General features: G+C 73.4%; 14 protein-coding genes. 6 read left to right on the top strand and 8 right to left on the bottom strand.

Annotated elements, in window-relative coordinates; genetic code table 11:
• Positions 1-66: 66 nt before the first annotated feature.
• The 3 genes from ACFXHB_RS31525 (at position 67) to ACFXHB_RS31515 (ending at position 3,922) form a co-directional block, all read left to right on the top strand.
• Complete coding sequence (locus ACFXHB_RS31525; protein WP_380578095.1) at positions 67-1,110, top strand: substrate-binding domain-containing protein; 1,044 nt, start codon at positions 67-69, stop codon at positions 1,108-1,110.
• A gap of 191 nt (positions 1,111-1,301) precedes the next feature.
• The gene (locus ACFXHB_RS31520) at positions 1,302-2,885 is read left to right on the top strand and encodes a sugar ABC transporter ATP-binding protein (RefSeq protein ID WP_380578094.1); all 1,584 of its coding nucleotides are present in this window, start codon (positions 1,302-1,304) and stop codon (positions 2,883-2,885) included.
• Positions 2,882-3,922, top strand: a complete 1,041-nt coding sequence (locus ACFXHB_RS31515) for an ABC transporter permease (protein ID WP_380578093.1) — start codon at positions 2,882-2,884, stop codon at positions 3,920-3,922. The genes ACFXHB_RS31520 and ACFXHB_RS31515 overlap by 4 nt, the downstream gene beginning before the upstream one ends.
• A 649-nt stretch (positions 3,923-4,571) precedes the next feature.
• On the opposite strand, the gene ACFXHB_RS31510 is transcribed toward ACFXHB_RS31515, so the two are convergent.
• From ACFXHB_RS31510 to ACFXHB_RS31495, 4 genes are read right to left on the bottom strand one after another with little or no spacing between them, the layout of a single operon-like run.
• Positions 4,572-6,320, bottom strand: a complete 1,749-nt coding sequence (locus tag ACFXHB_RS31510) for a beta-galactosidase family protein (protein WP_380578092.1) — start codon at positions 6,318-6,320, stop codon at positions 4,572-4,574.
• Between the two features lie 44 nt (positions 6,321-6,364).
• On the bottom strand, positions 6,365-7,708 hold the full coding sequence (locus tag ACFXHB_RS31505) for an ABC transporter substrate-binding protein (RefSeq protein ID WP_380578091.1): 1,344 nt from the start codon (positions 7,706-7,708) through the stop codon (positions 6,365-6,367).
• Positions 7,709-7,754: 46 nt separating this feature from the next.
• Complete coding sequence (locus ACFXHB_RS31500) at positions 7,755-8,648, bottom strand: carbohydrate ABC transporter permease (protein ID WP_380578090.1); 894 nt, start codon at positions 8,646-8,648, stop codon at positions 7,755-7,757.
• On the bottom strand, positions 8,645-9,622 hold the full coding sequence (locus ACFXHB_RS31495) for a carbohydrate ABC transporter permease (protein WP_380578089.1): 978 nt from the start codon (positions 9,620-9,622) through the stop codon (positions 8,645-8,647). Before ACFXHB_RS31495 ends, ACFXHB_RS31500 begins: the two co-directional genes overlap by 4 nt.
• A gap of 372 nt (positions 9,623-9,994) precedes the next feature.
• On the opposite strand from ACFXHB_RS31495, the gene ACFXHB_RS31490 reads away from it, so the two are divergent.
• The gene (locus ACFXHB_RS31490; RefSeq protein WP_380578088.1) at positions 9,995-11,059 is read left to right on the top strand and encodes a LacI family DNA-binding transcriptional regulator; all 1,065 of its coding nucleotides are present in this window, start codon (positions 9,995-9,997) and stop codon (positions 11,057-11,059) included.
• A 50-nt stretch (positions 11,060-11,109) separates the two neighbouring features.
• On the opposite strand, the gene ACFXHB_RS31485 is transcribed toward ACFXHB_RS31490, so the two are convergent.
• Both ACFXHB_RS31485 and ACFXHB_RS31480 read right to left on the bottom strand, forming a co-directional pair.
• A complete protein-coding gene (locus ACFXHB_RS31485; RefSeq protein WP_380578087.1) occupies positions 11,110-13,545 on the bottom strand; it encodes an RICIN domain-containing protein in 2,436 nt (811 codons plus the stop codon).
• 121 nt (positions 13,546-13,666) lie between these two features.
• Positions 13,667-15,115, bottom strand: coding sequence for an RICIN domain-containing protein (locus ACFXHB_RS31480; protein WP_380578086.1), 1,449 nt, complete (start codon positions 15,113-15,115; stop codon positions 13,667-13,669).
• Between the two features lie 547 nt (positions 15,116-15,662).
• On the opposite strand from ACFXHB_RS31480, the gene ACFXHB_RS31475 reads away from it, so the two are divergent.
• The gene (locus ACFXHB_RS31475; RefSeq protein WP_380578109.1) at positions 15,663-16,457 is read left to right on the top strand and encodes a DeoR/GlpR family DNA-binding transcription regulator; all 795 of its coding nucleotides are present in this window, start codon (positions 15,663-15,665) and stop codon (positions 16,455-16,457) included.
• 144 nt (positions 16,458-16,601) lie between these two features.
• Positions 16,602-19,535 carry an ATP-binding protein gene (locus ACFXHB_RS31470; RefSeq protein ID WP_380578085.1) on the top strand — a complete coding sequence of 978 codons (2,934 nt, stop codon included), beginning with the start codon at positions 16,602-16,604 and terminating at the stop codon, positions 19,533-19,535.
• A 169-nt stretch (positions 19,536-19,704) separates the two neighbouring features.
• Here the strand turns inward: ACFXHB_RS31470 and ACFXHB_RS31465 are convergent, their stop codons facing one another.
• Together ACFXHB_RS31465 and ACFXHB_RS31460 are read right to left on the bottom strand one after the other, a co-directional pair.
• Entirely contained in the window at positions 19,705-21,837 is a 2,133-nt protein-coding gene (locus tag ACFXHB_RS31465) for a family 20 glycosylhydrolase (RefSeq protein ID WP_380578084.1), read from the bottom strand.
• A 426-nt stretch (positions 21,838-22,263) separates the two neighbouring features.
• Entirely contained in the window at positions 22,264-23,238 is a 975-nt protein-coding gene (locus ACFXHB_RS31460) for an ROK family protein (RefSeq protein ID WP_380578083.1), read from the bottom strand.
• Positions 23,239-23,514 lie beyond the last annotated feature (276 nt).

Here is a 23,514-nt window from a genome sequence, read left to right as displayed (position 1 = left end):
CGTACCCCGCGCCCCACCGCACCCCGTCCGCCTCCGGCAGCGGGTGCGGTCCCGAAGGAGCTCCCCATGTTCCGTACCACCAGCCGCACCGTCGCCGCAGCGGGGCTGCTGCTCAGCCTCGGTCTGACCACCGCGTGTTCGACCGGTCAGGAGTCCACCAAGGCCGGCGACGCCCCGGTCGCCAAGGTCGACGGGAAGATCTCGATGACCTACCTCCAGAAGCAGGGCGACCAGGAGTACTTCGTCGGCGAGGCCGCCGGGGCGAAGGCCAAGGCGGCCGAGCTGGGCGTGGACCTCAAGGTGGTCAACCTGGGCAACGACGCCAACAAGACGATCAGCGAGGTCCAGGCGGCCGTCGCGCAGAAGACCAACGGCGTCATCATCGTGGTGCCGGACCCGGCGGTCGGCCCGCAGGTGGTCCAGGCCGCGAAGGACGCCAAGATCGCGCTGCTGACCTCGGACGACCAGATCTGCACCAACGGACCCGACCCCGCGGCGTGCGCGAAGGAGAACCTCGTCCCGCGGATCGGCTTCTCCGGCGCCCAGATGGGCGGCGAGGTCGGCAAGCGCGCGGCCGAGGAGTACAAGAAGGCCGGCTGGAACCCGGCCGAGACCCGCACCATCTCGGCGTGGAAGCAGGACGTCACGGTCTGCGGCGACCGGGTCAAGGCGGCCAAGGAGGCGTTCGGCGCCGCCGCCCCCGGCGTCCAGAACATCGACGTGCCCACCGACAACACCCCGACCGGTGCCCAGGACAAGATCGCCGCGACGGTCACCGCCAACCCGGGCGTGAAGAACTGGGTGGTGTGGGGCTGCAACGACGAGAACGTCCAGGGTGGCGTCACCGCGCTGGAGAACGCCGGCATCGGCGCCGACCGGGTGATCGGCGTGGGCCTGGGCGCCTACCTCGCCTGCAAGAACTGGGGCTCCGGCAAGCCCTCGGGCATGAAGGCCGCGCTGTTCATCAACGGCAAGGACGTCGGCGCGCTGGCCGTCCAGACCATGTACGACAAGCTCAAGAACGGCAAGGAGTTCCCGAACGAGGCCTTCGCGCCCACCACCATGGTCGACGCGGCCAGTTGGAAGTCCGTCGGCGCCACCTGCGGCTGATCGCCCCTCCCCCCGAACGGTCGGCGCGCCACCGATGTGCCGACCCGCCCCACGCCTCCGGCTCCATCAGCTGCCCTGACCTCGGGGCCGGAGGCGTACCGGGCCCGATTCCCACCTCCCGCGCGGCCGCGCGGCGGACCGCCCTCCGCCCGGCTCCACCAACCCTCCGCCAGACCTCCCAAGGAATGTCCATGAGCAAAGCCCATGACCCGACTCCCGACCCCCGCCCGCCGACCGACCCGGCCCCCGCGGGCTTCGCCGGCGTGCACCAGGTCACCAAGCGGTTCGGCGCGGTTCGGGCCCTCGGCGGAGTCACCCTCGACTTCCCGGCCGGTCAGGTCACCGCCCTCATGGGCGAGAACGGCGCCGGCAAGTCCACCCTGCTGAAGATCCTCACCGGCGACCACCAGCCGACCGAGGGCCACGTCGTCCTCGACGGCCGCCGCATCGACCTCGGCTCGCCCGCCCAGGCCCGTGCCGCCGGCATCCGGATCATCCCGCAGGAACCCGAGATCATCCCGCACGTCTCGGTCGCCGAGAACGTCTACGCCGGCTCCCTGCCCCGCGCCGCCGGGCGCAGGCTGGACCGAGCCGAACTGCGCCGCCGGATCACGGCCGACCTGAAGCGCCTGGGCTTCGACAAGGTCCTCGACCCCGACCTCCTCGGCTCCCGGCTCACCCCCGCCCAGCGCCAACTGGTCGAGATCCTGCGCGCGCTGACCGGCGAGGCCAAGGTGATCGCCTTCGACGAGCCGACCTCCTCGCTGTCCGAGCACGAGGTCGAGGCGCTGTTCGCCCTCATCCGGCGGCTGCGCGACCAGGGCGTCGCCGTCGTCTACGTCTCGCACCGGATGCAGGAGATCTTCCAACTCGCCGACCGCATCGCGGTCCTGCGCGACGGCGCGCTCGCCGGTGTCCAGGACGCCGCGACCACCACCGAGGGCGAACTGGTCCGTCTGATGGTCGGCCGCGACCTCAGCAGCATGTTCTCCCGCACCCGCGTCGCCACCGACCGCCTCGTCCTGGACGTGCGCGGCGTGACCACGGACGCCGTCCGCGACATCGACCTGCGGATCCACGCCGGCGAGGTCGTCGGCCTGGCCGGCCTGATCGGCGCCGGACGCTCCGAACTCGCCCTCGCCCTCGCCGGCGACCAGCCGATCCGCTCCGGCACCGTCACCCTCGACGGCCGCGCGCTGCGCTCCGGCAGCCCCGGCGACGCCATCCGCGCCGGCCTGGGCCTGGCCCCCGAGGAGCGCAAGGCCCAGGCCCTGTTCCTGCACCGCTCGATCCGCGACAACACCTCCACCGTCGTCCTGGAACGCCTGCGCCGCTTCCGCTTCGTCAAGCGCGCGGCCGAGCGGGAGCTCGCCCAGGAGTACACCGACCGGCTGCGCGTACGCACCCCCTCCATCGAGCACGAGGTCCGCAAGCTGTCCGGCGGCAACCAGCAGAAGGTCGTGCTGGCCCGCTGGCTCGCCCGCAAGCCCAAGGTCCTGATCCTGGACGAGCCCACCCGCGGCATCGACGTCGGGGCGAAGGCGGAGATCTACCAGATCATCGCCGACCTGGCCGCCGAAGGCGTCGCCGTCCTCGTCATCTCCTCCGAACTGCCCGAGGTCCTCGGCCTGGCCGACCGGATCGTCGTCATGCAGAACGGTCGCATCACCGGCGAACTCGACCGCGCCGAAGCCACCGAGGAGGCGATCCTCAACCTCGCCATGGCCGACGACATCGCCGCCGCGACCGCACCCGCCCCTGGAGCACCCTCATGAGCACGACCACCGGCACCACCCCCACCGCCAAGGCCGGCGGGAACCGGCCGAACCCGGCCGCGGGTCCGGCCAGGATCCTCGCCCAGGTCGGCGGCCAGAACCTCAGCCTGATCGGCGCCCTGGTCGCCGTCCTGGCCCTGTTCGGCGTGCTGAACGACAACTTCCTCAGCCTCGGCAACATGCAGGTGATCGCGGAGGCCGCCACCATCACCGGCCTGCTCGCCGTCGTCCAGACCGTGGTCATCATCTGCGGCGGCCTCGACATCTCGGTGGGCTCGCAGGCCGGTGTCGCCTCGGTGGTCTCCGCCATGGCGTTCACCTCCGCCGGCTCCAACGCCCTGGCCGGCATCGCCGCCGCCATCGGCGTCGGCGTCCTGGTCGGCATCCTCAACGGCCTGGTCATCGTCTACGGCCGGGTCAACCCCACCATCGCCACCCTCGCCGGACTCGCCGCCTACAAGGGCCTCGCCCAGCTGCTCTCCGACGGCCGCGCCCAGGGCTACGTCCTCAACGACGACATCTTCGTCTTCCTCGGCCGCGGCAAGATCGCCGGCCTGCCCGTGATGGTCTGGATCCTGATCCTCACCGCCGTCGCCGTGCACCTGCTCCTCAAGTACACCGACATCGGCCGCAACCTCTACGCCATCGGCGGCAACGACACCGCCGCCCGCCTCGCCGGCATCAACATCAACAAGTACCTGATCGCCGTCTACGCCCTCATCGGCACCGTCGCCGCCGTGGCCGGCATCCTGCTCACCGCCCGCACCGGCTCCGGCCAGCCCGTCTCCGGCAGCGAGGGCCTCGAACTCAAGGCCATCACCGCCGCCGCCCTCGGCGGCGCGGCCCTCAAGGGCGGCAAGGGCGGCATCGGCGGCACCCTGCTGGCCGTCGCCCTCCTCGGCTGCCTGGAGAACGGCCTCACCGTGCAGGGCATCAACTCCTTCTGGCAGAACGTCGCCCAGGGCGCCCTGCTGGTCATCGCGGTCGTCATCCAGCAGCGCCGCAGCGGCGAACGCGCCGTCGGCCTGCCCGCCTAGCGGTCCGACACCGCCGACGCCGCTCCGCGCGGCGTCCCCGTCCTCCGTCAGTGCCCGGGCAACCAGGGGTCGTTTCAACGACGGGTCGGCCCCGGCCGGTGCACACTGACGGACCGGCGAGAACCGCTGAGGGTCGGTCCCCTCGCCACCGCCCCGCCGGTGGTGCCCACTCTCGTGGTGGGCACCACCGGCGGACGCGTTTTCCGCCGCGGCTCAGCACGGGCGCGCCCACTCCGACCACCGGGGTGGGCGCTTCGCCCTGTCGGCCGGCGGGCCCGCGGACGGCCGGGGGGCGGGCGACCGGCGGCCGGGCGTCCCGGGTCCGGCCGCAGGGCCGGAGGCCGGCGGCGGGACCCCGGACGGGCTGCCGTGGCGCACGTCCGGGGCACCGGCCCGGGGGGCCGTGCGGGGGCGGAGCGGGCCTCCGGCAGGACCGGTGGGGGCGTGCGGAGCGGACGGGCGGGGGCCCCCGGACGCGCGCCACGGAACGGGCGCCCCAGAGGCGCTCCCAGGCCCTCCACGGCGGCGACAGACAGCGGGCCACGGACGGTCGGCGGCGGGCGCCGGACACCCGGGCACGGCACAACGACGGGGCGCCCGCGGGATCAAGCGATCCCACGGGCGCCCCGTCGTCACGGCGCCGCCGCCCTCACTCCTCGGTGGGCCCCAGATCGGGGGTCTTCCTGAAGTGGACGGACCGGTCGGCGGGAGCCGCGTGGAGCTCCAGCAGCGTGATCTCGTTCAGCCCCGGACGCAGGACCGGACCGGGCAGGTAGAGCGAGCGCTGCGGGCCCCGGGACCAGTACCGGCCGAGGTGGAACCCGTTGACCCAGACATTGCCCTTGGTCCAGCCGTGCAGGTGCACGAAGGTGTCGGCGGGCTCGTCGACCCCGAAGGCCCCGCCGTGGAAGGCGGGGCCGACCAGCGGTGCGGTCCCGTCGGTGAAGTCGAGGCCGTCGAGCGAGCGCAGCGGCAGCGGCTGGTTGCTCCACCCGCGCAGTTCCTCGCCGTTGAGCAGGACCCGGCCGACCAGCCCCTTCGGATCGTGCAGGCCCTGGCCGTAGTTGACCCGCCCCTGGTTCTCCACCAGCACGGTCAGCACCGCGCCGTCGCGGGGGACGCCGAAGGCGAGGGTGTACTCGTGGTTCTCGCGCTCCAGGACGCCGACCGGCTGGCCGTCCAGGAAGACCTGCGCGCGGTCGCGGAGGTCCTCCAGCTCCAGCAGGGCCGGCCCGCCCTGCGGCAGCACGGTCTCGTAGCGGACGAACCCGAAGTCCTGCCCCAGCTGTTCCATCGTGAGCGGGCGCTCGGAGCGCACCGAGGCGCCGAGCCCGGCGCTCTGGAAGAGGCCCACCGCGTCGGTCAGCTCGACCGTGCGGGGGGCCAGCTTGGCACCGGGCGCCGGAACGGGGCCCGCGGGCACGGGGGCGTACTTCGCGATGACGTCGCGGAAGGCACGGTACTTCTCCGTGGGGTCCCCGGCCTCGTCCAGGGGCGCGTCGTAGTCGTAGGAGGTGACGGTCGGCCGGTAGGCGGCCTTGTCGTTGGCACCGTTGGTGAACCCGAAGCTGGTGCCGCCGTGGAACATGTAGAGGTTGACCGAGGCGCCGAGGGACAGCAGCTCGTCGAGCTCCTGGGCGGCGTGCTCGGCCGGGCGGACCACGTGGTGGCCGCCCCAGCGGTCGAACCAGCCGATCCAGAACTCCGTGCACATCAGCGGGCCCTCCGGCTGGTGGGCCCGCAGGGCGGCGAGCCCCTCGCGCGAGCGGCTGCCGAAGTTGGCCGTGGCGAGGGTGCCCGGCAGCGCGCCGCGCGCCAGGTCGGCGGGCTGGTCACAGGTGAACAGCAGGACGTCGACGCCGTGCCGGCGCAGCAGGTCCGCCAGGTACCGCAGGTGGGAGGTGTCGTCGTCGTAGGCGCCGAACTCGTTCTCCACCTGGACGGCCAGGACCGGACCGCCCCGGGTCGCCAGGCGGTCGACCACCGCGGGCAGCAGGCGCTCGAAGTAGCCCTCGACGGCCGCGAGGTAGGCCGGGTGCCGGCTGCGGAGCCTGATCCCGGGGTGCGCGAGGAGCCAGGACGGCAGGCCGCCGCCCTCCCACTCGGCGCAGATGTACGGGCCCGGCCGCAGCAGGACGTGGAGGCCCTCGGCGGCCGCGAGGTCGAGGAAGCGCGGGAGGTCGAGACCGCCGTCCAGGTGGAAGGTGTCGGGCGACGGCTGGTGGAGGTTCCAGGGGACGTAGGTCTCCACGGTGTTGAGGCCCATCAGCCGGGCCTTGCGCAGGCGGTCGGCCCACTGGTCCGGGTGGATCCGGAAGTAGTGCAGTCCGCCGGAGATGATCCGGAAGGGCTCGCCGTCGAGGGTGAAGCCGTCGCCGTCGATCTGGAGTACTGGCATGGAACTGCTGCTCCTGAGAGGGGAGTCGGGGCGGGCGCCTGGTGTCACGGTGCCGTGACCTTGAAGCCCTGCTGGTTGCCGTAGTCGGTGATGCGCTTCTGCCAGGCCGTCAGGCCGCCGTTGATCCCGCTGGTGAAGCTCTGGCCGACGGTGTCCTTGAACACCGAGTTGGCGTAGACCTGGAAGGGGAGGTACTGCCAGCCCTTGCCGACGGCCGCGGAGGAGGCGGCGAACACCTGGTTGGCCTGCTGGCCGCCGAGGGCGTCGACCGGCCGGTCGAGGAAGGCCTGGTCCTTCAGGAGCTCGGTGGTGGCCGGGAAGAGGCCGTTGGCGTTGAGCGAGCGGACGGCCTCGGGGTCGGAGTTCAGCCAGGTCGCGAAGGCGGCGGCGGCGGCCTTGTGCTTGCTGGTGGTGGGCACGGCGACGGCCGAACCGCCGTTCTCGGCGGTGACGTTGTCCCCCGCGCTCCACTGCGGCATCGGCGCGGCCCGCCAGTCCTTGGCGGTGTCGGGGATCGTGGAGGCGATGTTGCCGGGCGCCCAGGCGCCGATGATCCACATGGCGTAGCGGCCGCTGTTCATCGACTGCCACCACTCGTTGGTCCAGCCCGGGGCCGCGTCGACGAGCTTGCGGTCGACCAGGGAGGTCCAGAGGTCGGCGACCTTCTTCGCGCCGGGGTCCTGGAGGTCGACGCCGACCCCGGTCTCGCCCTTCTGCTGGAAGGGGCGGCTGCCGGCCTGCCACATCAGGCTGTCCAGCCCGCCGGCGTCACCGGGGTCGATGGAGGTGATGAACCGGTCCGGGGCGGACTCCTTGATCTTCACCGCCGCGGCCTCGAACTCGGCCCAGGTCTTCGGCGGTTCGACGTGCAGTTCGTCGAGGAGCCGCTTGTTGTAGAACATCGCCATCGGCCCGGTGTCCTGCGGGACGGCGTAGATGCCGCCGTTGACCGTGACCTGCGACCACGCCGAGGGGGTGAACTTGGACTCCAGCGCGGCCGCGCCGTAGTCCTTGAGGTTGACGAGCCGCTTGGACTGGGCGAGTTCGGGCAGGGCGAAGTACTCGATCTGCGCCACGTCCGGTCCGCCGCTGCCGGCCTTCACCGCCGTCTGGAGCTTGGTGTACTCGGCCGCGGACTGCCCGGCGTTGACGATCTCGACCTTGATCTTGGGGTACTTCTGCTCGAACAGGGCGACGGTCTTGTCGACGTTCGGGGCCCAGGTCCAGAAGGTGAGCGTGGTGGGCGTGTCGAGGGCCTTGGCGGGGTCGGCGGCCGCCTCGGCCGGGGAGCCGCCGTCGGAGCCGCAGGCGGTGAGGGCGAGGACGAGGGCCGCGGCGGGGGCCAGCGCGAGCAGTCTGCGGCGCGCCGGGCTCTGGGCAGGGGTCATGACGGGGTCCTTGCTGTGGGTGGGGCGGGAGAGGTGTTCCCGGGGGTCATTCCTTGACGCTTCCGGCGGCCAGTCCGGACTGCCAGAAGCGCTGGAGGAAGAGGAAGGCCACGATGAGCGGCACGATGGCGAGCACGCTGCCGGTGACCACGAGGGGGTAGAAGTTGGTGGTGGTGGCGCCGCTGCCGGCGGCTCCGGTGGCCATCGCGTTCCACTGGTTGAGGCCGACGGTGAGCGGGAACCACTGGGGGTCGCTGAGCACGATCAGCGGCAGGAAGTAGTTGTTCCAGGTGGCCACCAGCGCGAAGAGCAGCACGGTGACGAAGCCGGGGCCGAGCAGGCGCAGCGAGATGGTGAAGAAGGTCCGCAGTTCTCCCGAGCCGTCGATCCGGGCGGCCTCCAGCAGGGAGTCGGGGACGGCCTCGGCGGCGTAGACCCGCATCAGGTAGACCCCGAACGGGCTGACCAGGGAGGGCAGCAGGACGGCCCAGGGGGTGTCGACGATTCCGGCCTTGCTGAACAGCAGGTAGGTCGGGACGGCGAGCGCGGTGCCGGGGATGGCGATGGCGCCGAGGATCAGGGCGGCGATCGAGGTCCGGCCGCGGAAGCGGTACTTGGCGAGGCCGTACCCGGCGGCGGTGGCGATGAAGGCCGCGCCGCCCGCCCCGACGACGGCGTAGAGCAGGGTGTTGGCGAACCAGCGCAGGTAGATGCCGTCGTCGTGGGTGAGGACGTCCCCGATGTTGCCGAACAGGCGGAAGCCGTCGCCGAACCAGAGTCCGAAGCTCTCCAGCAGGGAGGCGGTGTCCTTGGTGCTGGCCATGAACAGCCACAGCAGCGGGAGCAGCGCGTACGCCAGCATGGCGGCCATGGCCAGGGTGAGCGCGGTGCTCGGACGGCGGGCGCCCGAGCGCCGGCCGGAGGTGGTCCTGGCGCTCACTGGCCCTGCCCCTTTCGCATCGACCGCACCTGCACGGCGTAGGCCACGAGCGCGGTGACGCCGCCCAGGACCACGGCGACGGCGGCCGAGTAGTTGAACTGCTGGCCGTTGAAGGCCAGGTTGTAGGCGTACATGTTGGGCGTGTAGCTGGTGGAGATGACGCCCGGGGCGAGCGACTGCATCACGTTCGGCTCGTTGAACAGCTGGAAGGTGCCGATGATGGAGAACACCGTGGCCAGCACCAGGGCCGGTCGCAGCGCCGGGAGCTTGATGCTCCACGCCTTGCGGAACTCCCCGGCGCCGTCCACCTCCGCCGCCTCGTAGAGCTCCTGCGGCACGGTCCGCAGCGCCGCGTAGAGGATCAGCATGTTGTAGCCCGCGTACTCCCAGGTCACGACGTTGCCGATGGACGCGAGCATCCAGGAGGACCCGAGCAGGTCGGGCACGTCCGTGCCGAGCGCGTCGCCGATCTGGCCGACCAGTCCGAAGCGGTCCCCGTACAGGTACCCCCACATCAGCGAGGCGACGACGGCGGGGACGGCGTAGGGGACGAAGATGCCGATCCGGAAGAGGCCGGTCCAGCGCAACCGTCCGCTGTCGAGCGCCAGCGCCGCCAGGAGCGAGAGCAGCAGCATCACGGGGACCTGGACGACCAGGAACAGCAGGACCCGCCCGAGGCCGGCCCGGAAGAGGTCGTCGGTGAACGCCCGCCGGTAGTTCTCCAGGCCGACGAAGACGTTGCCGCCGACCAGGCGGTCCTGGAAGAGGCTGAGGTAGGCGGCGTAGCCCAGGGGGGCGATGATGCCGATCGCGAAGACGACGAGGAACGGTGCGAGGAACGCGTAGCCGAACGCGCCGTTCCCCGGTCGGCGGACGCGGCGCTCCGCTCGCCGCCGGGGCGCCGGTTCGGGCCCGGACGCGGGCGGTCGGACCGCGTTCGGCCCGGGGGTGGTGGAGGGGGGTGACGTGCTCAAGGGTAAGTGCCCTTCGTGGCGAATGTTTGCGCCAACATGACGATGGTGTTGAGTCTTGACCGTTTCCGCGCGGGGCGTCAAGCCACCGAAACACGGCGATACAGCTTCGTAACCAGCACCGGACGCTGCCGGGGACGCGCCCGCCGCCGGACCGGCCGACGGGGCCGACCGGCGAGACGCGTTGGATCGTGTTCGCTCGCGGGCGCGGCCCGGCCCTCCCCCGGCCCCCGAGTCGACGGTCCGGCTCCCCGGGGCGGGCCCGGCGAAGTCCGCCTCCCCGCCCTCCCGGCCCTCCGCACCCGCCCCGACCGTGGTCGGCCACTGATCACGACCGCTACGATGTTGACGCAGACATCAGGGAAAGGGGCCGGCATGAACAGCGCGGCGAACTCCGGCGCGGCCGCGCGCGCCACTCGGCGCCCGGCGTCCCAGGCGGACGTGGCGGCCCTCGCGGGAGTCTCCTCACAGACCGTCTCCCGGGTCGCCAACAACCGGTCCAACGTGGAGCCGGAGACCCGCGAGCGGGTGCTCTCCGCCATGCGGATGCTCGGCTACCAGCGCAACAGCGCGGCCCGCGCCCTCACCCTCGGGCGCTTCCACGCGCTCGGCGTGGTCACCTTCGACGTCACCGCCCAGGGCAACGCCCGCACCCTGGCCGCCATCTCCCGGGCCGCGCAAGCCTCCGGCTACTCGGTCAACGTGGTCTGCGTCGAGAACGAGACGGAGGACGCCGTCCAGCGCGCCGTCCGCCAGCTCACCGACCAGGCCGTCGACGGGCTCGCCGTCATCGAGGCCCAGATCCTCGACCGGCCCGGCTTCGACATCTCCTCCGGGGTGCCCATCGTCGTCGCGGACGGCGACCCCGAGCGCCGGTACACCTCCGTCGACACCGACCAGGCGGCGGGCGTCACGGCGGCCGTGCGCCACCTCCTCGACCTGGGCCACCGGACGGTCTGGCACGTCGGCGGGCCGCAGAACTCCTACGCCGCGCGCCGGCGCGCCAGTGCCTGGCACGGCGCCCTCAAGAGCGCCGGAGCGCCGGTGCCGCCGATCCACTTCGGCGACTGGACGGCCGCGTCGGGCTACGAGATCGGCCGACGGCTCGCCGAGCAGCCCGACGTCACCGCCGTGTTCACCGCCAACGACCAGCTCGCGCTCGGCCTCCAGCTCGCCCTGCACCAGACCGGCCGCCGCGTGCCGGACGACGTCAGCGTGGTCGGCTTCGACGACATCCCCGAAGCGGCCTACTTCGTGCCCCCGCTGACCACCGTGCGGCAGAACTTCGAGGAGGTCGGGCGCCAGTGCGTGGCCCGGCTGCTCGACCAGATCGATCCGCGGGGCGACGGCGCCCCGGTCACCAGCGTGGCGGTGCAGCCCGAGCTGATCGTGCGCGCCAGCTCGGCGGCTCCGCCGGCCACCGGGGCCGGGCGTGGGTGACGGGTCCGGCCGGGCGCGCCGCCCGCGGGGGCGCGCCCGGCCGGCGGCGCTCAGCCGATCCTGAACCGCTGCCCGGCGTCCGACCCGCACGGCTCCTGGACCAGCGCCACCCCGGGCTGCCCGGAATTCGCCGCCACCGTCAGGCACTTGCCGCTGTGCCGGGCCACCAGGGCCGAGTAGCCGCCGCCGGTCGGACGGACCGACCACTGCTGGTTCCACGCCCCGCTGCACCCGTACTGGACCACCGGGGCGCCGTCCGCCGTGGACTCGCCCGCGACGTCCAGGCACTGCCCGCTGTGGCGCACCACCACGGACACCTGACCGGGGCCGGTGTCCCGCAACGCCCACTGCTGGGCCAGGGACCCGGTGCAGCCGGTCTGGACGACGGCGGCGCCGGCCTCGGCCGCGTCACCGGCCACGCCGGTGCACAGGCCGCCGCGCCGCACCGTCACCGACTTCCACACGTCCGGGGCCGCGGCGCGCACGGACCAGGACTGGTTGCTCCCGGTGGTGGGCGGCCAGACACCCACCGGCGCGCCGTCCCACCGGGCGGCGTCGCCGACGTCGAGCAGGAGCCCGCCGGCCTTGTTGACGAAGGTGCCGCGGCCGTCGCCGGTGGTGGAGCGCATCCACAGCTGCTTCGCCGCGTTGCCGGGCGCGGCGAAGCCGAGGACGCCCGAGGTCGCCGCGAGGGCCTTGCCCGTGGCCACGTTGGTGATCCGGTAGGTGGCCGTGCTGTCCCAGCCGCCGCCGACCCGGGTGACGTTCCAGCGCTGGCCGGGATCGGCCGGGTCCGGGACGCGCTGGACGGGGCTCGCCTGCGCGGAGGGCCCGGCCGCGAGGGCCAGACCGCTGTTCTCGTTCAGCAACTGCCGCGCGTCGCCGGTCGGCGTGGTCGCCGTCGAGGCGTTCACGCCGACCGTGCCGGGCAGGACGAAGGTGGTGACCGACCCGGCACCGACGGTCGTGGTCACCGTGCCGGCGGACGTGACGGTCAGGTCCGCCTCGCGCTGCACGTTCTTGCCGGCGTCGGTGGTGTAGCGCTGGACGGCCGTGCCGGCGCCCGGCTTCTGGAAGCCGGCCAGGTCCAGGGTGAGGCTCTGCGCCGCGCCGGTGGAGTTGGTGTGGACGACCACCGTGCCCGCGTCGCCCGGGCGCAGGGCCGCGAGGGTGTCGGCCGAGTTGGTGGCGATGACGCGGGCCCCGGGCCGGACGAACCTGGTGTAGTTGGCCAGCGCCCAGTACTTCTTGTTCTTGCGGACGGGCTCGGCGGCCGGGTCGTCGGGCGTCAGGTCGACCTGGATGACGCCCCAGTTCGAGTTCTCGTGGGCCGGGGTCATGTTCTCGTAGTCCTCGACGGCCTGCCACATGACCCACGCCCGCGGTTCGAGCTCCGTGAGGTCACCCGTGATGCGGCGGGAGAGGTCCATGGCGGGCGCCATGTCGGTGAAGCTCTGCGGGCCGCTGCCGCCGAGGTCCACCTCCGACATCCACAGCGGCTTGCCCGCCCCCTTGGCGATGTCCCGGGGGCCCGGGCGGCCCTGTGTGCTGTAGGTGTGGACGTTGAAGCGGCCGATCGCCGAGCGCGTCGCGGCCGGGTAGGAGTTCCAGTCGTCGCGGAACATGACCGGGTCCGTCTCGTCCATCGCCGCCACCGGCGTGGCCAGGCCCGCCGCGTCCAGCGCGCCGCGCAGGCTGCCGATCATGCGCGCCTGGGAGGCGTGGTCCCAGTGGGAGCCCTCCTGGGGGCCACCCGCCCGCCAGTACCCCGTACCGGGCTCGTTGACCGGGGACAGCGAACCGAAGGTGACGCCGGTGGAGTCCTGCACCCGCTTGAGCGACCCGGCCAGGTAGGCGGCGAAGCGGTCGTACTGGTCCGCGCGGAGGTTGTCCTGCCGGCCGTTGACCGCGCCGGAGACCAGGCCGCTGTTGGTCATGAAGTACGGGGCGGAGTTGGAGTAGGCCTCGAAGGTGTCGGCGCCCCGGGCCTTCGCGGCGGTGAGCCACCAGCGCTGGTTGGCGTCGGCGTCGGCGTTCCAGTGGTCCGGATCGGCCGGGTTCCACCAGTCCGCCGCGCCGGCCCCGCCGTTCGGACCGCCCGTCTGCGCCGGGCGCTTCCAGTAGCCGGGGACGGCCGCGCCGGGCCGCATGTACGGCACGGTCTCGGGGCTGTCGCCGCCGCCGATGTTGTAGCGGGCGACGGTGAGGCCGAGGCCGTCGGTGCCGAAGAGCTCGTCGGCCAGCTGGTTGCGCCGGTCGTCGGGCCAGCCGCCGGTGACGTTGGCGAACCAGCCCAACGAGGTGCCCCAGCCCTGGAAGGGCAGTTGCTGGTACGAGGGGTCGAGCCGGACGGTGCGGTGCGCGGACGCCTCGGCGGCGGCGGCCGGCTGTGGGGGCACGAGCAGGCCGGCACCGGCTGCCGCGACGGCGGCGGCCAGACAGGTGCGGGCCGTGCGGTGCCGTGTCTTCTTCGTGCGGGGGGCCATCGGTCCTCCAGGTACGGGAGCAGGCGGACGGACGGCACGCCCCTCGGTCGGGGGGAGGGGCGTGCCGGTGGGGGTGGGGGTGTGCCCGTGGGGGTGTGCGGGCGGGGGTGTGCGGGCGGGGTCAGACCGCGACGGTCCGGCGGCCGAACTGCTGGTTGGTACCGCTGTTGCAGGTCCACTGTTCGAGGGCGGCGCCGTCGGTGGTGGCCTGGTTGACGACGTCCAGGCACTTGCCGCTGTGCCGGGCGATCAGGCGGACGTACCCGGCGCCGCCGGTCACCGCCTGCACCTGCCACTGCTGGGACTGGCTCCCCGTGCAGGTGTTCTGCACGGCGAGGGCCCCGTCGGCGGTCGACGCGCCCTCGATGTCCAGGCACTTGCCGCTGTGCCGGGCCATCACCTGGACGTAGCCGGTGCCGAGGCTCTTGAGGGAGAAGTTCTGGTTGGCGCCGTTGCCGCAGGACCACTGGAGCAGCCGGGCACCCTCGGCGAAGGAGTAGTCGCCCACGTCGGCGCACTTGCCGCTCTGGCGGCCGACCAGTTGCTGCCAGGTCGCCTTGAGCGGGGTGACCCGGCCGGCGGCCGCGTTCACCGTGATCTGCGGTGAGTAGCCCAGGGTCAGGGTGGTGTCGGTCGGGAACGCGATCGGGAGCCAGACGTACCGCGAGTCGTTGACCTTGCCGCCCGTGGCGTTGCCCCAGCGGTCGCCCATGTAGAGGTAGCTGGTCTCCTTGCTGCCGGCCACGGACAGCACGAAGGCGGTCTGGCTGGCGTAGGTGATCCCGTCACCGGCGTCCTGCAGGCCGCTCCAGGACCCGGTGATGCTCGTGGCGGTCGCGTACTTCTGCTGGTTGGGGGACCAGCCGCTCGCGCCGGAGGTCAGCAGGAAGTACACGCCGTTGCGCTTGAACAGCGCCGGGGCCTCCCGGGACTGGCCGTTCCACAGGCTCTGCACCTGGGCGTCGATGCCGGTGTAGTCGGGGGTGAGGCGGTAGATGTGCAGGTCGCGGTTCTCGTTGGAGGCGGAGATCATGTACCCGGTGCCGTCGTCGTCGACGAAGGTGGTGATGTCCCGGGACATCTCCCCCAGCGGGCGGAAGCTGCCGCGCCAGCTGTAGTCACCGTCCACGGTGGCGGACACCGCGACGGCCGCCCGCGCCTGGCTGTAGTCGGTGGCGCTGCCCTCCTTGTGCATCCACATGACGAACTGGCCGGTGGAGGCGTTGTACATCACCTTGGGGCGCTCGATGTTCGCCCCCGCGAGCTCCGGGTCGGTCGCCTGGGTGAGCACGTGCCGGCGGAACTCCCACGTCTTCAGGTCCGTCGAGCGGTACGCGGAGACGTAGCGGAACGAGTCGTCGGCATTGCGGTTCTCGCCGAACCAGTAGTAGTACTGCCCGACCTTGATCACGCCACCGCCGTGGGCGTGCAGCGGATCGCCGGCGGTGTCCACGAACTGGGTCCCGTTGGTGACGGTCACGGCGACCGCCTCGGCCTGTCCGACGCCCTGCACCAGGGAGAGGCACAGGGCCAGGACGGCGCCGCCGACGGCTGTTCTCAAACGCAGCATTCCTAGTCGTCCTTCGTTCGCCGACGCGTTCGCGGGCCGTCCCGCCGCACGGGGGCGCGACCGGGGCGCGGGTCGCCGCGCGCCGGTGGCCGCGCGGGTCTCCCGCCCGGGTCCGGGCGCGGTGAGGGGGATCGATCGCGAGCGCGTCAATGGGTGGGGGTGGCTCCGATGGCCGGCGTCAGCGCGTCCGTCGCCGATGTTCGCGCAAACAATCGGAGTGATGCAGAGTTTCGAAGTGCCGTTCGGTTGTGTCAAGGCTTCTGTCCGATTCACCGGCGAACCGGCGAAACCGGGCCCGAAAAATGCACCACGGGCATACGTCCCACCACGCATCGTCATCTCCGGCGGGCCGGTGTCACGACCTGGACACGCAGAGGCACACCGCTTCGCACCGCATGAAAGCCATCTGTTGTTTTGTGTTCGATTCTGGTGGGGATTTGCCGGGCATTGCTCCGCACCTACCCGCCCCTATCCTGTGAGCCGTGGTGCTTTCGTGCGCCAACCGTGGTGGCCGCCGGCAGCGGCGTGAACAACGAGTCGGAGTGAGATCGTGGAGGACACGGGGCTGCTGGCGCCGCAGCGAAGGGCGCTCATCCTCGACCGCGTGCGCCGCGACGGAGCGGTGCGGGTGGCCGAGCTCGCCACCCGGTTCGGCGTCTCCGACATGACCGTCCGCCGCGATCTGGACGCCCTGGCCCGCACCGGCGCGATCGAGAAGACCTACGGCGGCGCCGTCGGCGGCAGCCTCCTGGACGAACCCGACTTCGAGGCCAAGTCCCAGCTCGAACCCTCGGCCAAGGAGGCCCTGGCGCGGACCGCCGCGGCGCTCGTCGAGCCCGGCAGCGTCGTCGCCGTCGGGGCGGGGACGACCGCCTTCGCCGTCGCCCGGCAGCTGCTCGACATCCCCGGCCTCACCCTGGTGACCAACTCCCTCCCGGTGGCGGACCTGGTCCGCGACGCCACCGAAGCCGGCGGCAACACCCCCGCCCTGCTGCTCACCGGAGGCACGCCCACCCCGTCCGCCGCACTGGTCGGCCCGCTGGCGGACCAGGCGATCAGATCCCTGCACACGGACGTCCTGATCCTCGGTGCCCACGGCGTCTCGGAACGAGCCGGGCTGACCACCCCCAACCTCGCGGAGGCGCAGACCAACCGGGCGCTGATCGCCTCGACCCGGCAGGTGATCGTCGTGGCCGACCACAGCAAGTGGAACGTCGTCGGCCTCAGCGCCTTCGCCCTGCTCCCGGAGGTCGACTGCTTCGTCACCGACGGCGAACTGGACCCAGCCGCGCGAACGGTGCTGAGCGAGGCCACCGGACGGCTCGTCCTCGCGGAGGGCTGACCGGCCCCGGCCAGGCCAGGCCGATCGCGAGCGCGTCCGCACCCTTGATCGTTCACCCCGCCCGAGCGGCGCTAGGGTGGATGGACGGGGGCACGGCAACCCGTCCCGTCCGCCGTGGAGACTGCGGTTCGATCGGAGCTGGGTGTGGACGACCTCGGTGGTGGAACGGTCCTCGGCGAAGCACGGGGGGGCTCCTTCGCGGGGCGGGCCGTGGAGCTGCGGGCACTGCTGACCGCGGTGTCCGAGGCGCGCCCGGCGGTGGTCCTGGTGGAGGGCGAGGCCGGGATCGGCAAGTCCCGGCTGGTCACCGAGGCGTCGTCCGTCCTGAGGGCGGCCGGCCTCCGGGTGATGGCCGGCGGGTGCCATCCGCTGCGTGAACCGCTGGCCTACGGGCCGGTGATCGACGCGCTGCGCCGCATCGGTCCCTGGCTGCCGCCGGTGGAACGCCTGAGTGCTTCGGCGGGGGCGCTGGCCCCGCTGCTGCCGGACCTGGCCGGTGCGCTTCCCCAGGAGCCGCCCCGGGCGGAGGCGGGGACCTCCGGGTCCGGCGTCCAGCGCTTCCGGGTGGTGTCGGGGGTGCGCACGCTGCTGGAGGCGGTGGCGCCGGCGGTGCTGGTGGTGGAGGACGTGCACTGGGCGGACGAGGCCACCCGCGAGCTGCTGCTCCTGCTGGCGATGGACATGCCCGCCGACTCGGCGCTGGTGCTGACCTACCGGGCGGAGGACCTCCCCGCCGGCCGGCCCGTACTGGGGGCGCCGTTCCGCCGGTCGCCGGGCACCGGCGGTGTCGAGATCCGGCTCGGCCCGCTCGGTCCGGCGGAGCTGCGGACGATGGCCCGGGACGTGCTCGGCGGAGAACCGGCGCCCGGGCTGGCGCGGGTCCTGCTGGAGCGCAGCGGGGGCCTGCCACTGGTGATCGAGGAGGACCTGCACACGCTCGCGGGCTCGTCCCGGCTGGAGCGGGTGCCCGGCGGGCCCGGCCGCAGGGATCTGATCACGCTCGCCGGCTCGCCGGCCGACCCCGGATCGGGCGTGCTGCGGGTGCCGCGCAGCCTGGGCGAGGTGCTGGCCGAACGCCGCGCGCGGCTGGGCCCGGACGCGGCCGCCCTGGTGGACGCCGCGGCGGTCCTGGCGGTGCCGGCCGGGGAGGCGCTGCTGGCGCGGGCGGCCGGCCTGGACGAGGACCGGGCCGCCGCGGCCCTCCAGGAGGCGACGGCCGGGGCGGTGCTGCGCCACACCGGTCCGGACACCTACGCGTTCGCGCACGTCCTCGCCCAGGAGGCCGTCTACGCGGCCCTCCCCGGGCCGGTGCGCAACCGGAACCACCGGCGGGCCCTGGAGGTGCTGCAGACGCTGGACCCGCCGCCGCTGGTGCAGATCGCCCACCACGCCCGCGCCCTGGGTGACCGGGCGGCCTGGCTGCGCCACGCCCAGGGGGCGGCCGACCAGGCCGTCGCGGTCGGCGACCACGGCACGGCGGCCGCGCTGCTGGGCGACATCGTCGAACAGTCGGACCTCCCCCCGGACCAGCTCGCCCGGGCGGCGCCGGCCCTGGCCTACGCGGTCTCGGTCGGCACGCAGTACACCGCCGCGGCGGCCGCGCTGCGCAGGATCCTGCGGCTGCCCGGCCTGCCCGGGCCGATTCGCGCGACGATCAGGACCAGCCTGGGAGTCATCCTGATCTACCGGGGTGGTGACTTCTCGGGCGAGGAGGAGTTGCTGACCGCCCTGGCGGAGGCGGGGGACGCCGATCCGGTCGCCGCCGCCAAGACGCTGGCGCTGCTGGCCCTGTCCGAGACGGGCCGGTTCGCCCTCGCCGAGCAGCGGGCCATGGTCGAGCGCGGCCACGCCCTGCTGGCCGGGAACGAGGACCCGCGGGCCCGGTCGATGCTCGACCTCGCTCAGGTGTCCCTGCGGAGCACCGCCGCGGACCCGGCCGTCCCCGGCCTGCTGGCCGCGCTGCCCCGCGAGGGCGCCGACCCGGCCTTGCTCCAGAACACGGCGACGCTCGTCTGCGGCACCATCGCCCACGTGGTCGCCGTCGGGAACGACGCGCGGGCCGCCGCCGCCATCACCGAGGTACGGGCCATGGCGCCACGCGCCCAGTTGCCCGTGCTGGAGTTCTACCTGGACTGCCACCGGATCATGGTCGACTGGCAGGCCGGACGCTGGGACGAGGCCGAGCGCGGTCTCGCGGCCTTCGAGGAGCGCTACCCCCACAGCCGGGTGGGCTCGGGAGGGCTGTCGGCCGCCGTGCGCGGTCTCACCGCCGCCGCCCGCGGCCTGACCACGCAGGCCGCCGCCGAGTTCGACGACGTGCTGACCCGGGGCCTGCACCTGGACGCGCTCGGCGCCGCGGCCGGCGCCGCCCGGCTGCACCTCACCCGCGACGACCCCCGGGCCGCCTGGCGCACCCTCACGGACCCGCTCGACTTCCTGGGATTCCTCGACCGCAAGGAGGCCTGGACCCACGCCTGGGACCTCGTCCCCACCGCCGTCGAGACCCTTCTCGCCCTGGACCGCGCCGAGGAGGCCGAGGCCCTGACCGCGCGCCACGCCACCGGGACCGAGGGCCGGGACGCGCCCGGCGCCGTCGCCGAGCGGCACCACTGCCGGGGCCTTCTCCTGCGCACCGGCGACCCCGAGGCCGCGACGGCGGCCTTCGACCTCGCGGCGGCGCTGTGGACCGACATCGGCCGCCCCTACCGGGCCGCCCTCGCCGCCGAACGCGCCGCCGCGACCCGCACCGACCCGGCCGACACCATCGCGCGCCTGGCCGCACCGATCGCCACCTTCGAAGCACTCGGGGCAGCCTCCGACGCCGCCCGCTGCCACCGCCTGCTGCGCGAACTCGGCCGGACCGCCCCCAACCCGCGCGGCCGGACCGGCTACGGCGACCGGCTCTCCCCCCGCGAGGAACAGATCCGCGACCTGCTCACCTCCGGCGCCACCAACAAGGAGATGGCCGACATCCTGTTCCTCTCCCCGCGCACCGTCGAGAACCACGTCGCGCGCGTCCTGGCCAAGCTGTCCACCACCCGCGCCGAGCTGGCCCGGACGGACGTCGCCCGGGGCTGAACTCCGCTCCGCTGCGGCGGACACGGCACTCCTGGCCCGGCCCGGACGCCTGCCGTGCGGCGCCCTCCGCTCGCGGAACAGGCCCCGCGCGACGGTCACGGACGGCCCCCGCTCCGGACGCGGCTGCGTCCGGAGCGGGGGCCGGGGCGGTGGCTCGGGGCGGGACCGGTCAGTCGACGGTCCAGGTCTGCAGCGCGGAGCCGGTGTTCGGCTGCAGGGTCACCTTGGCGCCGTTGCCGTCCGAGGCGGCGGTGAGCAGCAGGCCACCGTTGGCGGACGCGATGGTGTACCGGTCGTCGTTGGACAGGCCGCTGATCGTCCAGCGCTGGCCGGGCCGGCCGTCGCAGGTCCGCTGGACGGCGACGGCGCCGGGTTCACCGGACGCCTCCACGCACTTGCCGTCGGAGGTGTTGGCCAGGGTGTAGGTGCCGTCGGACCGCGCGGCGACGGTCCACAGCTGCTTGGGTCCGCGGTTGGGTGCCCACATCACCAGCTCGCTGCCGTCGGCCGTGGCGCCACCGATCTCCAGGGTGACGCTCCCGGTCTGGATGCCGTGGACGCCCTCCAGGCTTCGCACCGTACCGGCCCAGGGCACGCCCGGGGCGGCGTAGAAACCGATGCCGGCGGCGGTCCAGCGCTGGCCGTGCTGGCCCAGGCGCTGGCGGAAGCTGGTCCAGTCCCGGGCGGACTGGGGGCTCCAGGCGACCTCGGCGAGGGCGGGCAGCCGGGGGAAGCTCATGAAGTCGGCGTAGTCCTTGGGCTCGGGCCAGCGGGTGCCGCTGTTCGGCAGCGCGTTGCTGCCCTCGTAGGCGCGGTCGGCCCAGAGGGCGGCCGAGACGCCGGCGACGTTCTGGGCCGGGACGATGACGCCGGTGCCGTCCAGCTTGCCGGTCACGGTGGCCGGGTCCCACTCGTAGGACCGCTGCACCGGCACGTAGCCGGACCAGCTCAGACCGTAGGGGGTGGACACGTCGTACTTCATGTCCAGGTAGGCCTGGCTGGACGGCGACATGATGAACTTGGCGCCCTGGGCGGCCCCTTCGCGCAGGTGGCGGATGCCCAGCGCCTCGTTCGCCGTGCCGATGGTCGCCCGGTCGTCGTCCTCGCCCCAGTACTGCAGGAGGCTGCCGGCCGGGAGGGGGGACTGGCCCAGCTGGTGCCAGCCGATCGCGGTCTTCTTCTGCGCGGTGGTCGCGTCGGTGGCCGTCTTGACGTAGGAGTCGTACTGCTCCTGGGTGGTGTCCCCCGGGACCTCGTCGCCACCGAGGTGGATGTAGGGGCCGGGGGTCATCTCGGCGACGGCCTTGATGACGGTCCGCAGGAAGTTCTGGGTGGCCTCCTTCTGCTTCGGCTCGCCCAGACAGAAGAGGCTGATCTTCACGTCGAAGCCGGAGTAGGGCTTGGCGTACTTGTCGTCGCAGCGCAGTTCGGGCACCGAGGTCTGGGCGGCCCAGGTGTGGCCGGGGCCGTCGATCTCGGGCACCACGGTCATGAAGCGGGAGGCGGCGTAGGAGACGATCTCCTTGTAGTCCGCCGCCGTGTAGTACCAGTTCGTGCCGCCGGTGAAGCCGCTCTGCGTGCTCGCGCCGACCTTGGTCAGGTTGGGCAGGGCGTCGACGGCGATGCGCCAGCCCTGGTCGTCGGTCAGGTGCAGCTGCAACTTGTTGATCTTGTAGGCGGCGGCCTCGTCGATGTAGCGCTTGACCTGCTCGACGGGGAAGAACCGGCGGGCGACGTCCAGCATCACGCCGCGGTACTCGTAGCGGGGCGAGTCGGAGATCTTCGCGGGCGCGATCGTCCACGCCCGGGACTGCTTGGTGCGGGACTCCACTGCGGCGGGGAGCAGCTGGCGCAGGGTCTGCACGCCCCGGAACAGGCCCTGGGCGCCGTACGCCGTGACGACGACGCCGTTCTTCTTGGACGTGATGGTGTATCCCTCGGCGCCCAGCTTCTTGGGGCCGTTGGGGTCCAGGACGACGGCGTTGTCCGGCGCGTCGGTCTTCTTCACCACCCGGAGGTCGAAGCCCGTCGCGGGGGCGAGCAGCTTCGACAGGTAGGTGCCGACGCCCACGGCCGCCGCGTCCTTGGACAGGACGGCGATCCGGGTCTTGGCGGTGAGCGTGAACCCGACACCGGGCAGCGCCTGCTGCGAGACCGGCTGCGGGACCAGGGCGTAGGGGGCCGGGGTGGAGGCGGGAGCGGGAGCGGCGGCGGCCGGCGTGAGCATGGCCGTGAGCGGGAGGGTGACGACGGCTGAGGCGAGTGCGACGAGGCGTCTGCCTCGTCGTTGCGACCAGCGCATGGCTGACTCCTTCTGTGGGGGAAGGCGTGGGACCGCCCGTCGGGCGGGCGACCGGGAGAGCGCGAGATCGCGCCGGCGGGGAGGGGATGCGCGGGGCTCGTGGACCGGGCACCGGACCGCTGGGGTTCGTTCCGGTCGACGACGCCGGCGCGCACCCCCGCCGAGAACCTGCCGCGCTGCGGGTTTGCTCGTACCGTGGCAGCGGTACTCGCGGCCTACAGCGCGACAGAGCAGGAAGAGTGCTTACAGTTGCTTCATATATGAGCATTGTGAGCAACTTCAACCACGAAGATGTCAGGGGGTTCGGGCGGACGTCAAGGCCTACGCGGTCGTAGCTTTTGTCCCGTTCGCGCGGCCCTCGGCCCACCGGGTCGACCGGGCCACCGACGAGCGCGCGGGAGCCGCTCCGGGGCGGGCCGCACCCACCTACCGGCCCGCGTGCGCGCGCGCCATGTCCCGGGCCAGGAGTGCCGCTCCCGTGCCGGCCGCCCGGCCGCCGAACCGGGCGGGCAGCAGCTCGGGAACGGCCGGGCCGGCCAGCCGGTCGGCGAGCGCCGCCCGCAGGGGGGCGACACCCGCCTCGGCGAGTTCCCCACCCACGACCACCCGCTCGGGCGCGTAGGTGCCGATCGCCGTGGCCAACGCGTCGGCCAGCGCCGCCACGACCCGACCGCGGACGGCCAGGGCGGCCGGCTCTCCCGCGTCGGCGCGACGGTACACCTCGCGGACGTCGACCCCGCGCAGTCCGGTCATCCGTGCGTACCGGCGGGCGACGGCAGCGGTCGACGCCACGGTCTCCAGGCATCCGCGCGCGCCGCAGTGGCACAGGTCGCCCCCGGCCCGGACCACGGTGTGGCCGAGCTCTCCGGCACGGCACGGATCGTCGGGGGCGGCCCCGGTGGCGCCGACGACGGACGCGGCGATGCCGTCGCCCACCGCGACGAAGAGGAGGTCGCGGCAGCCCCGGCCGGCCCCCGCGCGCGCCTCGGCGAGGGCTCCCGTGCGCCCGTCGTGCCGCACGACCACGGGGAGGTCCAGGTGCTCGGCCGCCCAGTCCTGGAGCGGGACGTCCCGCCAGCCCAGCGCGGTGCTGCGCACCACGCGGCCGGAGGTGTCGTCGACGACGCCCGGGAGGACGACACCCACGGCGCCGGGGCGGCACTGTCCGGCGAGCGCGGCGGCACAGGCGAGGAGGCTCTCCAGGACGGCGTCGGGTCCGCGTTCGGGCCGGGTGAACCAGCGACCCTCCGCCCGCAGGACGCCGTCGGACCCCAAGGCGTACCCCGTGAGGTAGGTGGCGCCCGCCTCCAGCGCGACCACCGGCCGCCGGTCCGGACAGGGGTGGCCCCGGGTCGGCGTCGCCGGGGGCCGGTGCCGTTCGTCGAGGGCTGTGTCGCTCATGTCGTGCCTCGGCTCGTCTCGGCGCCTCGCCGGTCGGCCGGACGACGGCCGCCGCCCCGACGGCCGGTTCGTCGGGGCGGGGACCGCCGGTGCGGGTGGCCGGGGAGGGACGGCCGCGGCGGTGCGGTCGGAAAGGGATGCGGTCGGAAAGCGGTGCGGTCGGGAAGGCGGTGCGGTCGGGAAGGCGGTGCCCCCGCACCCGCCGGTCGCGCGACCGGCGGGTGCGGGGGGGGAAGGGCCCGCCCCCCGGCCTGTCTCTTATAAACAACAGACGCT

The organism is Kitasatospora sp. NPDC059327 (genome assembly GCF_042752535.1).
In the GTDB taxonomy this organism is placed as follows: Bacteria; Actinomycetota; Actinomycetes; order Streptomycetales; family Streptomycetaceae; genus Kitasatospora.
Note: the sequence above shows the minus strand (reverse complement) of the source record. Positions and strands in the feature narration are given on the sequence as shown.